Raw genomic sequence first — 13,299 nt, forward strand, 5'->3', positions numbered from 1 at the left:
TAGGGTTCGCCCCATTGTTTTTGCCGGATGTAACCATGACTGCTGACGACCGTATCAAACTCGAACCGAGCTGGAAGGAGGCACTGCGTGCCGAATTCGACCAGCCCTACATGGCAGAGTTGCGCAATTTCCTGCAAGAGGAGCGCGCGGCAGGCAAGGAAATCTACCCGCCAGGACCGATGATTTTCAACGCGCTCAATTCGACGCCGCTGGATAAAGTCAAAGTCGTCATCCTTGGCCAGGACCCGTACCACGGTCCGGGGCAGGCCCACGGCTTGTGCTTTTCGGTGCAACCAGGCGTACCGGCGCCGCCGTCGCTGGTGAACATCTATAAAGAGTTGAAACGCGATCTGAACATCGACATCCCGACCCACGGTTGCCTGCAAAGCTGGGCTGACCAGGGCGTGCTGATGATCAATACCACCATGACCGTGGAGCGCGCCAACGCCAACGCGCACAAGGACAAGGGCTGGCAGTTTTTCACCGATCGGATCATCGAAGTGGTCAGTGAACATCAGCCGCATCTGGTGTTTATGCTGTGGGGCGCCCATGCCCAGAGCAAGCAGAAACTGATCGATGCCACCAAGCACCTGGTGCTGACGTCGGTGCATCCGTCACCGCTGTCCGCCTATCGTGGCTTCCTTGGATGCGGGCACTTCAGTCGAACCAATAAATATCTTGAGCAGAATGGCGAGACGCCGATCGAATGGCGGTTACCACCGGTCGCGTAATGATCGTTCCCACGCTCTGCGTGGGAATGCAGCCCGGAACGCTCTGCGTCCCATCCAAAGCCGAACGCGGAGCGTCCGTTGAGGCATTCCCACGCGGAGCGTGGGAACGATCAGGTTAGGGGGCGTCGGGCACCCGATTCCAATACTTGAACAACGGCTCCGCCAGAAACAACACAAACAACAGCCGCATCACCTGCATCGCCGTCACCAACGGCACCGACAACTGCAATGTCTCTGCCGTCAGGCTCATCTCCGCAATCCCGCCGGGCATCATGCCTAACGTCAGCGAACGCAAATCCAGATGCGTCAGCGCACTCAACCCCAATGCTGCCAGCGTGGCGATCAACATGCTCAGCCCCGTGCCAATCAAGGTCCGCCCCATAAACGACGGCGCACGCCGGAAAAACTGCCGATTGAAGTGACATCCCAACCCGCTGCCAATCAGCCATTGGCCGATCTGGCTGCCGCCGTTGGGCAAGCCGATGTGCAGGTCCCAGCCGATACTTACCGCTGCACTCACCAGTAACGGCCCGAACAGCCACGGATTGGGTTGACGCAGACGCTCCCAGAGCCAGGCGGCGAGGGCGCCCGCCGGGAACAGAAGCGCCAGCCAGCGCCAGTCAACGGAAGTGGCATGGGACAGCGGGGCACCGTCACCCAGCCAATACTTGAACGCCGCCGGCACACACAGCACCACCACCAACACCCGCAGACTTTGCCCCGCCGCCACACGACTGAGCACCGCGCCGTTACGCGCGCCGAGGTTGACCATCTCCCCGGAGCCGCCCGGCATGCTGGAAAAGAACGCGGTGGCGCGATCTTCACCGGTACGCCGCATCAACCAGACCCCGACCACCGCCGAGAGGCTGGTGACCAAAGCACCGAAGAAGATCAGGCCGAAGTGGCTCAGGACCTGCTCCATCACCACCGGGGTGAAATGCAGGCCTATGCCGATGCCGACAATCCACTGGCCGCACTTGCGGCCGCCAGGGATTTCCGCCAATTGCCAGGGTGTCAGGCAACGCACCAGGATGATCGCCAGCAACGAGCCGACCATCCATGGCAGTGGCCAGCCGATCTGGCTGGCCAGGTAACCGCCCAGCAGACCGACCAGCGGGGTTCCCCACCAGGCTTTGAAGGGTGTTCGATCAGACATCGGCGATAACGCGCCGGGCGACCGAACGTTTGCGCCAGATTCGCAGGATCGGCATGAACAGCATGATTGCGGTCAGTACCCAGACACCGAAGGTGATCGGGCTCGACCAAAGGATTTCCAATGCACCATTGGAGATCGACAGGGCGCGACGCAGGTTCTGCTCCATCAGGCCGCCAAGGATGAAACCCAACAGAACCGGCGACAACGGGAAGTCCAGCTTGCGCAGGATGTAACCGAAGATGCCGATGCCGATCATCAGGAACAGGTCGAAGGTAGTGGCATGCACCGCGTAGACGCCGATCCCGGTGATGATCGCAATCACGGGCACCAGCGCCCAGTTCGGCACGGCCAGGATGCGCGTGAAGATGCGGATCATCGGGATGTTGAGGATCACCAGCATGATGTTGGCGACGAACAACGAAGCGATCAGGCCCCAGACAATGTCCGGTTGCTGTTGGAACAACAGCGGGCCCGGGGTGATGTTGTACAGCGACAGCGCGCCGATCATCACCGCCGTGGTACCGGAACCCGGAACGCCGAGCGTCAACATCGGCACCAGGGCACCGCAGGCTGCGCCGCCGATGGCGGTTTCCGGCGCCGCGAGGCCACGCATGTCGCCTTGGCCGAAGGTGCCATTGGCGCCGGCGATACGTTTTTCGGTCATGTAGGCCACAGCGCTGGCCAACGTGGCGCCGGCACCCGGCAACACGCCCATGATGAAACCGAGCAGACCGCAACGGATGTTCACCAAGAAGACAGCCGAGGCTTCCTTGAAGTTGAACATCATCCGGCCGGTCGCTTTCACCGCTTCCTGGCCGCGATGGGTTTTTTCCAGCAGCAGAAGGATTTCACTGATGGAGAACAAGCCGAGAACCAGCACAACGAACTGAATGCCGTCGGTCAAGTGGATGTTGTCCCCGGTGAAACGGTACACGCCGCTGTTGGCATCGATCCCGACGGTCGACAAAAACAAACCGATCAGCGCGGCGATAAAGGTCTTCAGTGGTCGATCGCCGGCCATGCCACCAAGACAGACAATCGCGAACACCATCAGCACGAAATACTCTGCCGGTCCAAAGGCAATCGCCCATTTCGCCAGCAGCGGGGCGAACAGCACCATGCCGCAAGTGGCGATGAACGCACCGATGAACGAACTCCACGCCGACAGCGACAACGCTACACCGGCCAGACCCTTGCGGGCCATCGGGTAACCGTCGAGGGTGGTCATGACGGTGGACGCTTCGCCTGGAATGTTCAGCAGGATTGAACTGATCCGGCCGCCGTATTCGCAACCCAGGTACACCGCCGCCAGCAGGATCAGCGCCGATTCCGGCGGCAGACCGAGGGCGAACGCAATCGGAATCAGCAACGCCACGCCGTTGATCGGGCCCAGGCCTGGCAACAGCCCGACGACGGTGCCGATCAGGGTGCCGCACAGAGCGGTCACCAGGTTGTACGGGCTCAGCGCGACGCCGAAACCCTGACCCAAATAGCCAAGAGTATCCATATCAGTTCTCCAGAACGTCGAGCACGCCCAGTGGCAGTGGCACGTCCATCACTTTGTCGAACAGCAGATAAAGACCGATAGCCATCAGGCTGATGATCACCGTGCTGGGTAGCCAGCGGCCGCCATACAGGCGTGCCATGGGGATTCCAATCAGAATGCTGGCGACGATGAAACCGAGGGGTTCGAAGGCCCCGGCAAACACCAGCAACAGCAGTACGCAGATGCCGATCTTGATCAGGGTTTCACGGTCCAGTTTCGGGTCATCGTCACTGTGCACAATCGGTGTCGGACGAAAAACCATGTACAGCAAACCAAGGCCCATCAGGCCGAGCATCAATAGCGGGAAGGCTCGCGGCCCCACCGGTTCGTAGGAAAAAGACGCTTGATACGGCCACGCCATCAGCGCCAGGCCAACACAGACCAGCAACAGCGCTGAAGCAAAAATGCGTTGTAAGAGCATGGGAAACTCCTGTGCCGCGGCCCTCCAGAACGGGGGCCGCAGCCGCTAGACAGAGGCGATCACTGAATCAGGCCGAACTCTTTGGCCAGCACTTTGTAGTCCGCAACCTGCTTCTTCACGTAGGTGTCCAGCTCCGGGCCGGTCATGGCGAACGGGAACAGTTCACGCTGATCGCGCAACGTGGCGAACTCCTCGGAAGCCAGCAGCTTGTCGAACGCGTCTTTCCACCAGGCGTAGTCTTCATCGCTGACCTTTGGCCCGAGGTAGAAGCCGCGAACCACTGGCCAGACGATGTCGTAGCCTTGCTCTTTGGCGGTCGGAATGTCTTTCATTTCCGGCTCGTCCAGACGCTTCTCGGAGAACACGGCCAGCAGGCGCATGTCACCGCTCTGGATGTGCGGCATGGAGTCGGAGATGTCGGTGCTGCCGACCTGGATGTGGCCGCCGAGCAGGGCAGTGGCGATTTCACCGCCGCCTTCGAGGGCGACGTAACGCAGGTCGCGCGGGTTGATCCCGGCTGCCTTGGCGATCAGGGCGGTTTGCATCCAGTCCTGGCTGCCGACGGTGCCGCCGGAGCCGATCACCACTTTGCTCGGATCTTTCTTCAATGCCTGAACCAGATCGTCCAGGGTTTTGTAAGGCGAATCGCTTTTCACCGCGATGGCGCCATAGCTTGTTCCAACGGCCGCCAGCCAGCGCACGGCGTTTTCATCAAAACGGCCGAATTTGCCTTGGGCCAGGTTCAGCAGCGAACCGCTGGACCACGCCACCAGCGTGCCGGCATCGGCCGGACGCTGGGCGACCACCGCGTTGTACGCTACCGCGCCGACACCGCCTGGCATGTAGGTCACGCGCATCGGCTTGGTCAGCAGTTTCTGATTCACCAGCGCGCTTTGCGCCAGTTTGCAGGTCAGGTCGAAACCGCCGCCTGGCGAGGCCGGGGCGATGCATTCCGGGCGTTTGGGTTCGGCGAGCAATTGGCCGGCGAACAGCAGGGCGCTGGCGGTGAGAGCAACTTTACGCAGTGACAGGTTCATTCAAGTCTCCTTGGAGTTTTTGTTATGGACGTACTGAATTACCAAAGGGCAACGCTATAGCTCACCAGCAGACGCACTTCATCGGCATCGCGAGCGGAATAGTTGGAACGGTAAGTGGCATTGCGCAGGCGCACAGCGACATCCTTGAGCGCGCCGCTTTGTACGACGTATTTGATTTCGGTGTTGCGTTCCCACTCTTTGCCTTCGTCGCCGTTCTTGAGCTTGATGTTGTCACCGCTCAGGTAACGACTCATGAAACTCAGGCCGGGAATGCCGAGTTTGGCAAAGTCATAGTCGTAGCGAGCCTGCCAGGAACGTTCTTCGGCGCCGGCAAAGTCGTTGATCTGCACGAAGTTGACGAGGTACGGGTCACTGCCATCGACATAAGGGAAGGCACTGTCGCCGGACATGTGCTGATAGCCGGCGCTGAATTTATGCCCGCTCAAGGCGTAGCTCACCAGCCCATTCAGGGATTGGTTGTCGATGTTGCCGCCCCGGGCTGCGCCTTCGTCGTCACTGATAGCCAGGCGCAGATCGGTGCCTAACGTGCCGGGGCCGAACGGTTGCGAGGCGACCACGCCAAGGAAATGCTGGTTATAGACTTCATCGAGTTGAGCGAAGTGGTAGCTGCCGATGATTTTGTCGGTGAACTTGTAATCCACGCCGCCAAAATCAAAGTGCTTGCCGGCCACGGTGCCAGCGAAGCGGCTGTTCTTGTTGTTGAGGGCGATGTCCTCGAAGTTGGTGCTGTCCCGGTCCTTGGCTTTCTCCAGGCGCCCGCCGGTGAAGGTCAGGTTCTTGATCTCCTTGGAGGTCAGCAGGCCGCCTTCAAAGGTCTGCGGCAGAATGCGCCCGTCGTTGGCCTTGAGTATTGGCAATTCCGGAATCAGGCTTCCGACTTTCAGTTCCGTGTCGGAGATTTTCATTTTGCCGGTCAGGCCGAGCTTGGAATATTCATCCGCCGCGCGCCCGTCGTCATGGGTCGGCAACAGACCGGTGCCGGTGCGATCCGGACTAGAATCGAGTTTCACCCCCAGCATGCCCAGCGCATCGACACCGAATCCCACGGTGCCGTCGGTGTAACCCGATTGCAGGTTGAGCATGAACCCCTGGGCCCATTCGTCCCGCTTGGATTGCTGGGCGCTGGTACCGTCGCGAAAGTCGCGGTTGAAATACATGTTGCGGGTTTCGAAGGTTGCCGTACTGTCTTCGAAGAAGGCAGCCTGGCTCAACGGCGAAAAGCCGGCGAGGGCGGCGGCGCTGGCAAGGGCGGTGTGGCTGAGACGGGAAAAGCGAGCAGGCGGGCAAGCCTGGAGCTGCATGGACAGCATCTTGAAGTACTCCGTTTTATTGTTCTTATTGGCGAAAACGCTTCGAGGCGTTTTTCGTACGCTATGTGCGGTAGCGACGGCAGTCGAAACTGTCCGTGGCTGGACTCTAACCGGCCAACCTTTCGCTAACCTTTCAGAAGACTTTCACGGTTTTCGGGCTTCACAGCGGCGGTTGCGGCTGTAAACTCCGCGCCAAAGAATGGCGTCGGCCATCCCTGAATGAGGTAAGGATCCATGCGTGTTCTGCTCGTCGAAGACCATCTGCAGCTGGCCGAAAGTGTCGCCCAGGCGCTCAAGAGCACCGGGCTGACCGTGGATGTGCTGCACGACGGCGTGGCGGCCGACCTGGCGTTGAGCAGCGAGGAATACGCGGTGGCGATCCTCGACGTCGGTTTGCCGCGCATGGATGGCTTCGAAGTGCTGGCGCGCCTGCGAGCGCGGGGCAAGAACCTGCCGGTGTTGATGTTGACCGCCCGCAGCGACGTCAAGGATCGGGTCCACGGCCTGAACCTCGGCGCTGACGATTACCTGGCCAAACCTTTCGAACTGACCGAACTCGAAGCCCGGGTCAAAGCCTTGCTGCGCCGCAGTGTGCTCGGCGGCGAACGCCTGCAGCGCTGCGGCGTGCTGGCCTATGACCTGGACACCCGGCGCTTCACCCTCGGCGAAGAGTTGTTGACCCTGACCTCCCGCGAGCAGGCGGTGCTCGAAGCCCTGATCGCCCGTCCGGGCCGGGTGATGAGCAAGGAACAACTGGCCTCGCAAGTCTTCGGACTGGACGAAGAGGCCAGCCCCGACGCCATCGAGATCTATGTCCATCGCCTGCGCAAAAAGCTCGACGGCCAGCCGGTCGTCATCGTGACTTTCCGCGGTCTCGGCTACTTGCTGGAAAGCCGCGATGCATAAGCCCAGCAGCCTGCGTTGGCGGTTGCTGTGGAATCTGGCGTTGTTGCTGGTGGTGTTGATGCTGGCCAGTGGTTTGAGCGCTTACTGGAACGGTCGCGAAGCGGCCGACACCGCCTATGACCGGACCTTGCTGGCCTCGGCGCGGACCATCGCGGCGGGCGTCTCCCAACGTGACGGTACGCTGAGCGCCGACGTGCCCTACGTGGCCCTCGACACCTTCGCCTACGACAGCGCAGGGCGGATTTTTTACCTGGTCAACGACATCAATCAGAAGCTGATCTCCGGTTACGAAAACCTTCCGCCACCGCCGCCGGGAACGCCGCGAACCGATGACTATCCGGCACTGGCGCGTTTCTATAACGCCAAGTATCAGGGGCAGAACGTCCGTGTGGTGAGCCTGCTCAAACCGGTGAGCGAACCGAACATGAACGGCATGGCGGAAATCCGCGTGGCGGAAACCGATGAGGCGCGGGTCAGCATGGCCCGCAGCCTGGCGGCGGACACGTTGCTGCGTCTGGGCATGCTGGCGGTGGGTGCGTTGTTGTTGGTGTGGTTTGCGGTCAGCGCCGCGTTGCGTCCGCTGGAACGCTTGCGCACCGCGGTGGAAGAGCGTCAGCCGGACGATCTGCGGCCATTACCGTTAGTGGAAGTGCAGCACGAGTTGTGGCCCTTGGTGCGTGCGCTCAATCACTTTACCGAGCGCCTGCGCGGGCAGTTCGAGCGTCAGGCGCAGTTCATCGCCGATGCCGCCCATGAACTGCGTACTCCCCTGGCGGCGCTGAAGGCGCGACTGGAGCTGGGGTTGCGCTCGACCGAACCCGAAACCTGGCGCAGTACATTGGAAACTGTCGCCCAAGGCACGGACCGTTTGACCCACCTTGCCAATCAATTGCTCTCGCTGGCACGGGTCGAAAATGGCGCCCGGGCCATCGCCGAGGGCGGCGCGCAGTTACTTGACCTCAGTCAGTTGGCTCGCGAACTCGGCATGGCCATGGCGCCGCTGGCCCACGCACGTGGTGTGGCGCTGGCGCTGGAAGCGGATGAACCGGTGTGGTTACGCGGCGAGCCAACGCTGTTGAATGAACTGTTGAGCAATCTGGTGGATAACGCACTGGCCCATACACCGTCGGGGGGCAACGTGATTCTTCGGGTCACGGCACCGGCCGTGCTGGAGGTCGAGGACGACGGCCCAGGCATTCCTCTTGAAGAACGCGATCGGGTCTTCGAGCGCTTTTACCGACGCAACCAGCAGGTGGCCGGTTCGGGGTTGGGGCTGGCGATTGTTGGCGAGATCTGCCGCGCACACCTGGCTCAAATCAGCCTGCACGATGGCGAGCAGGCGGGGTTGAAGGTGCGGGTCAGTTTTATCGCCGGGTAGGTTGCTGAAACACCTGTGGCGAGGGAGCTTGCTCCCGCCGGGCTGCGAAGCGGCCCCAAAACCATTCACCGCGTTAATTCAGATAAGCCGTATTTATCGGGTTTACGACTGCTGCGCAGCCGAGCGGGAGCAAGCTCCCTCGCCACAGTAATCAGTAAAACATCGACCGCGACTCTTCCAGATCGCGGCACATCGCCTCGTTCTCCGGATCAATTCCCAGCTTTTTGAACGCCGGCACGCTGAATGCGTCGATACGGGCGAGGGGATGGTCGGTGTCCTTGTGGCAATACAGGCTGGCCACTTGCACCAGATCGACATAGTCGACCCGCTCTGACTCTCGATTGAAGTCCAGATAAAGCCCCGGCACCTGTACCAGCATTTCCGGAAACTCCCAGACCCTGAGCAGCTTGTCGCCAAGCAGTGGATGAATGTGATCGATCACATGATTGAGGCTTACCGGGTCAGCCAGCAGTTCATAGTGATCTTCGGCGTAGGTCAGGATGGGCAATACACCGATCTGATGCACCAGTCCGCCAAGGGCTGCCTGGTCGGGCTTGAGTTGCGTGTAGCGGCGGCACAATGCATAGCTGATCCCGGCGATTTCCAGGCTTTTGCGCCAGACATCACGCATTTTGTGTTCCACCACTTCGGAGCGGGCATGGAAAATCTGTTCCATGACCAGGCCGATGGCCAGGTTGCTGCTGTAATTGATGCCCAGTCGAGTGATTGCCGTGTGCAGGTCAGTGACTTCCTGGGTCGCACGCAGCAGCGGGCTATTGACCACCTTGATCAGACGCGCCGACAGCGCGGTATCGCGGCCGATCACTTTGCTCAGGGTGCTGACACTGATTTCCGGGTCTTCGGCGGCCTTGCGAATCTGCAGGGCCACTTCCGGTAACGTTGGCAGAACCAGGTCATCGTTATCGATGGCCTCAACCAAATCCTGTTGGACCTTTTCCGCCAGCTCGCTCATTTCGTTTCTCTAGGTATTGCGACAAATGCTGCTGTTAACGCTGGATTTCGCGATCGCGATCCAGTTCGTAAGGCAGGTCGAGCAGGTGCAGGGCTGGCCCTTCGAGCGCGCCCAGATGGATATCACCTCCTTCTGCTGCTTCGGCTTGCAGCACGGCCAGGAGTTCAATGTTTTGCCCGGCGTTAGCGGCCAGCACCACTTCGCCGATAGAGCTGCCGTGGGTAGGGGAAAACAATTGGGTGCCAGGTTCAGGCAACTCGTTGGCGTCCAGTGCCAGGCGATACAAGCGACGCTTGAGTTTGCCCAGATACTGCATGCGCGCGACGATTTCCTGGCCGGTGTAGCAACCTTTCTTGAAGCTCACGCCTCCCACGGCTTGGAGGTTGAGCATCTGCGGGATGAACAACTCGCGAGTGCTCGGCATGACCTGACCGATCCCGGCGCGAATCTGGCCCAGCAGCCATTGATTCAGAGCGCCTTCGGTCAATACGGCGGACAGCTTGCCCTTGATAAGGTCGGCCTGGTCGGCGGCGACCCAGAGTTCGGCGCGGTACGGCGAGACGCGAATGGCGATCAGGCCGTCATTGCGCGCGACGCTATCGGTGTCAGCAGGAAGATCAAGACCGAGGCTGATCAGTGCCGCATCGCCATGGTCGATGCCGAAGCGGACCCAGGCTGCGCTTTCGTCGGTCAGTTTGGATTTGGAAAATACGGCGTACTTTTTCAGGTCCGCCAGTTGCGGTTCCAGCAGTTCGCTGGCCATGGCCATCAGAACGCCGTCGCCTTCGAGCAGGATGCGGAAACTCGACTGCATCCGGCCTTTCTGCGTGCAGCGGGCGCCGAGGCTGGCCTGGGTGTCACTCAGGTAATTGAGGTTGCAGGTCAATTGGCCTTGCAGGAATTTGCCGGCATCCGCGCCGCGTACTGCGAGAACGCCTTCGTGAGACAGGGTGCAGAAAAAAGCAGAATCGGCCATGGGTCATCGCAGGGTAAAGAGTCTGGGGGACATCATAAGGGGGCGCTCTTGAAATGGGTAGTTCACAAAGGTTCATTGGTGGCCGACCAAAGCCGAGTGTTCGACTCCGCCTGGGGCTGTATACTTGCCGCCTATTTGAGGAGCGCTCCATGGTCGAAGATGTTGAACTGAATCGCCTCTACTGGCACAGCCGCCGCGGCATGCTTGAGCTTGACGTGTTGCTGGTACCGTTCGTCAAAGAGGTCTATCCGCACCTCAACGATGTCGACCGCGATTGCTACCGCAAGCTGCTCGAATGCGAAGATCAGGACATGTTCGGCTGGTTCATGGAACGCGCCGAATCGGAAGATCCCGAGCTTCAGCGCATGGTTCGCATGATTCTGGATCGTGTCCAGCCAAAGTAATGCGTTCGAATGCCGCTGGCATGCCTCGCGGCAGTTGCTGGCGGCGTATCTTCTGGCCCAGCTGTTCGCGCTGGGCTCGCTGTGTCTTCTCTCTCTACCGGTCTGGGCCAGTCTGCTCGGCGCTTTTTGCTGTCTGGCTCACGGCGCCTGGGCGCTACCGCGACAGATTCTGCTGACACACCCAAGGGCATTTCGCGGCTTGCGTCGCAATGCCGATGGCTGGCAGTTGTGGAATCAGGAGGCGGGTTGGCAATCGGTGCAGCTACGACCGGACAGCCTGGCGCTACCTTTGCTGGTTGTGCTGCGTTTTCGCCTGCGGGGTGAACGACGGGTCAGGGCGATTTGTGTGCCCCGTGACTCGCAGGCGGCGGATCTGCATCGGCGCCTGCGGGTTCGGTTGACGTTCAGTCGACGTAGGTGGGCGGCACCAGAATAGTGTCCAGGGCAATCGGCAGCATGTTCGGGTAGTCGAGGGTGTAATGCAGACCGCGACTTTCCTTGCGTTCCATGGCTGACTGGATCATCAGTTCGGCCACTTGGGCCAGGTTACGCAGTTCGATCAAGTCCCGACTGACCTTGTAGTTACTGTAGAACTCGTCGATTTCATCCAGCAACAGACGCACGCGGTGCTGCGCCCGTTGCAAGCGCTTGTTGGTGCGCACAATGCCGACGTAGTCCCACATGAATCGCCGCAGTTCGTCCCAGTTGTGCGCGATGATCACGTCCTCATCGGAGTCGGTGACCTGGCTCGCATCCCAGACGGGCAGGGCAACCGGAATCGAAACCTGCGGCAGTTGCTCCAGAATGTCCGCCGCCGCCGAGCGCGCGTAAACGAAACACTCCAGTAACGAGTTGCTGGCCATACGGTTGGCACCGTGCAGGCCGGTGAAGCTGGTTTCGCCAATGGCATATAGCCCAGGCACGTCGGTGCGCCCCTGCTGATCGACCATCACGCCGCCGCACGTGTAGTGCGCCGCCGGAACCACTGGAATCGGTTGTTTGGTGATGTCGATGGAGAATTCGAGGCAGCGTTCGTACACCGTCGGGAAGTGAGTCTTGATGAACGCTTCCGGCTTGTGGCTGATGTCCAGGTAGACACAATCGACGCCCAGGCGCTTCATTTCATGGTCGATGGCCCGGGCGACGATGTCGCGTGGGGCCAGCTCGGCGCGAGGGTCGAAGCGTTGCATAAAGCGTTCGCCGTTGGGCAGCTTCAGGTGTGCGCCTTCGCCGCGCAGGGCTTCGGTGATCAGGAAACTCTTGGCTTGCGGGTGATACAGGCAAGTGGGATGGAACTGGTTGAATTCCAGATTCGCCACCCGGCAGCCCGACCGCCAAGCCATGGCAATGCCATCACCGCAGGCGCCGTCGGGGTTGCTGGTATAGAGATAGACCTTTGCTGCACCGCCCGATGCGAGGATCACAAAGCGAGCGGCGTAGGTGTCGACTTCACCGGTCCCGCGATTGAGGACGTAGGCGCCGAGGCAGCGATCACCTTCAAGGCCCAGGCGCTTTTCGGTGATCAGGTCGACCGCGACCCGTTGCTCCAGCAGTTCGATGTTCGGTCGTTGCCTGGCCTTGTCGAGCAAGGTTCTGAAAATCGCTGCGCCGGTGGCATCGGCGGCATGGATGATGCGCCGATGGCTGTGACCGCCCTCGCGGGTCAGGTGGAACTCGAATCCGCCATCTTCGGTGCCGGACTGTTCATCGCGCGTGAAGGGCACACCTTGGTCGATCAGCCATTGAATCGCCTCTTTACTGTGCTCGACGGTAAAGCGCACGGCGTCTTCGTGGCACAGGCCGCCGCCAGCGTTGAGGGTGTCATCGACATGTGATTCAACGGTGTCGGTGTCATCCAGGACGGCTGCGACGCCACCCTGCGCCCAGAAAGTCGAGCCATTGGCGAGGTCGCCTTTGCTCAATACGGCGATGCGCAAATGACCGGGCAAGGTCAGCGCAAGGCTCAAGCCGGCAGCACCGCTGCCAATTACCAGAACATCGTGTTGAAACTGTTGGCTCATTTCAGGATTCCGCTCAAAGCGACCCGGGTCGGGGTTGGCGCAAGACAGCTGGATCGGCGAGTCAAGACAGCCACACAGCCCACTAGTATATAGAGGGGGGGAGCGGCACAATAGCGAGCACACATGGCATTGTGAAACTACTGTGACGGAAAATACCTGACGCTTCGTCGGATGGTTTTTCGGCTGGCTCGGCGACAAGACGACTGTATCAGCGATTTAACAGTCTTTTTCTATTCACGGTTGCACAATGTCAGTCTTGCACAGCTATAAATATTTGGAACTTTTGCCAAAGGCCCGGGCTCAATAGACCGTTGCCTGATTCAAGGGACAGTATCGGCTTCAGCGCGGGATCTGTGATTTTTGATCCTTGTCGGTGAATCCGATGACAAGATTATTCGCGCAGCCGGGTTAACCCGCGC

The 13,299-nt window shown here is 60.3% G+C and carries 13 protein-coding genes; 5 read left to right on the forward strand and 8 right to left on the reverse strand.

From position 1 onward, the window contains the following. Positions 1–35: 35 nt before the first annotated feature. Positions 36–731 (forward strand): uracil-DNA glycosylase, encoded by a 696-nt coding sequence (gene ung / locus ACQ4OB_RS19985; protein WP_074874267.1) that lies wholly within the window; start codon positions 36–38, stop codon positions 729–731. Positions 732–846: 115 nt separating this feature from the next. On the opposite strand, the gene ACQ4OB_RS19990 is transcribed toward ung, so the two are convergent. Genes ACQ4OB_RS19990 through ACQ4OB_RS20010 form a run of 5 tightly spaced genes read right to left on the reverse strand, consistent with a single transcriptional unit; the run spans position 847 to position 6,222 of the window. Further along, positions 847–1,887, reverse strand: coding sequence for an AbrB family transcriptional regulator (locus tag ACQ4OB_RS19990; protein ID WP_102615523.1), 1,041 nt, complete (start codon positions 1,885–1,887; stop codon positions 847–849). Next, positions 1,880–3,394: a tripartite tricarboxylate transporter permease gene (locus tag ACQ4OB_RS19995; RefSeq protein ID WP_074874269.1), complete on the reverse strand. Its 1,515-nt coding sequence runs from the start codon at positions 3,392–3,394 to the stop codon at positions 1,880–1,882. The genes ACQ4OB_RS19990 and ACQ4OB_RS19995 overlap by 8 nt, the downstream gene beginning before the upstream one ends. Position 3,395: 1 nt before the next feature. Next, positions 3,396–3,854 carry a tripartite tricarboxylate transporter TctB family protein gene (locus tag ACQ4OB_RS20000; protein ID WP_074874270.1) on the reverse strand — a complete coding sequence of 153 codons (459 nt, stop codon included), beginning with the start codon at positions 3,852–3,854 and terminating at the stop codon, positions 3,396–3,398. A gap of 59 nt (positions 3,855–3,913) precedes the next feature. Continuing rightward, positions 3,914–4,891: a Bug family tripartite tricarboxylate transporter substrate binding protein gene (locus ACQ4OB_RS20005; RefSeq protein ID WP_074874271.1), complete on the reverse strand. Its 978-nt coding sequence runs from the start codon at positions 4,889–4,891 to the stop codon at positions 3,914–3,916. Between the two features lie 38 nt (positions 4,892–4,929). Further along, entirely contained in the window at positions 4,930–6,222 is a 1,293-nt protein-coding gene (locus tag ACQ4OB_RS20010) for an OprD family porin (protein ID WP_430956310.1), read from the reverse strand. Between the two features lie 234 nt (positions 6,223–6,456). Between ACQ4OB_RS20010 and ACQ4OB_RS20015 the strand changes: the two genes are divergently transcribed. Both ACQ4OB_RS20015 and ACQ4OB_RS20020 read left to right on the forward strand, forming a co-directional pair. Continuing rightward, positions 6,457–7,128 carry a response regulator gene (locus ACQ4OB_RS20015; protein ID WP_074874273.1) on the forward strand — a complete coding sequence of 224 codons (672 nt, stop codon included), beginning with the start codon at positions 6,457–6,459 and terminating at the stop codon, positions 7,126–7,128. After that, positions 7,121–8,506, forward strand: coding sequence for a sensor histidine kinase (locus ACQ4OB_RS20020; RefSeq protein WP_074874274.1), 1,386 nt, complete (start codon positions 7,121–7,123; stop codon positions 8,504–8,506). The genes ACQ4OB_RS20015 and ACQ4OB_RS20020 overlap by 8 nt, the downstream gene beginning before the upstream one ends. Positions 8,507–8,657: 151 nt before the next feature. On the opposite strand, the gene ACQ4OB_RS20025 is transcribed toward ACQ4OB_RS20020, so the two are convergent. Both ACQ4OB_RS20025 and ACQ4OB_RS20030 read right to left on the reverse strand, forming a co-directional pair. Further along, positions 8,658–9,479, reverse strand: coding sequence for an HDOD domain-containing protein (locus tag ACQ4OB_RS20025; RefSeq protein ID WP_074874275.1), 822 nt, complete (start codon positions 9,477–9,479; stop codon positions 8,658–8,660). A 34-nt stretch (positions 9,480–9,513) separates the two neighbouring features. Continuing rightward, the gene (locus tag ACQ4OB_RS20030) at positions 9,514–10,455 is read right to left on the reverse strand and encodes a YgfZ/GcvT domain-containing protein (RefSeq protein ID WP_430956311.1); all 942 of its coding nucleotides are present in this window, start codon (positions 10,453–10,455) and stop codon (positions 9,514–9,516) included. A gap of 149 nt (positions 10,456–10,604) precedes the next feature. Between ACQ4OB_RS20030 and ACQ4OB_RS20035 the strand changes: the two genes are divergently transcribed. Beyond that, positions 10,605–10,859: a succinate dehydrogenase assembly factor 2 gene (locus ACQ4OB_RS20035; protein WP_007944081.1), complete on the forward strand. Its 255-nt coding sequence runs from the start codon at positions 10,605–10,607 to the stop codon at positions 10,857–10,859. Continuing rightward, complete coding sequence (locus tag ACQ4OB_RS20040) at positions 10,843–11,295, forward strand: protein YgfX (protein ID WP_074874277.1); 453 nt, start codon at positions 10,843–10,845, stop codon at positions 11,293–11,295. The genes ACQ4OB_RS20035 and ACQ4OB_RS20040 overlap by 17 nt, the downstream gene beginning before the upstream one ends. Here the strand turns inward: ACQ4OB_RS20040 and nadB are convergent. After that, a complete protein-coding gene (gene nadB, locus ACQ4OB_RS20045; protein WP_074874278.1) occupies positions 11,264–12,880 on the reverse strand; it encodes an L-aspartate oxidase in 1,617 nt (538 codons plus the stop codon). The genes ACQ4OB_RS20040 and nadB overlap by 32 nt on opposite strands. Between the last annotated feature and the right edge of the window lie 419 nt (positions 12,881–13,299).

The sequence above is a fragment of the Pseudomonas sp. ES4 genome (assembly GCF_050586665.1).
GTDB lineage: Bacteria > Pseudomonadota > Gammaproteobacteria > Pseudomonadales > Pseudomonadaceae > Aquipseudomonas > Aquipseudomonas frederiksbergensis.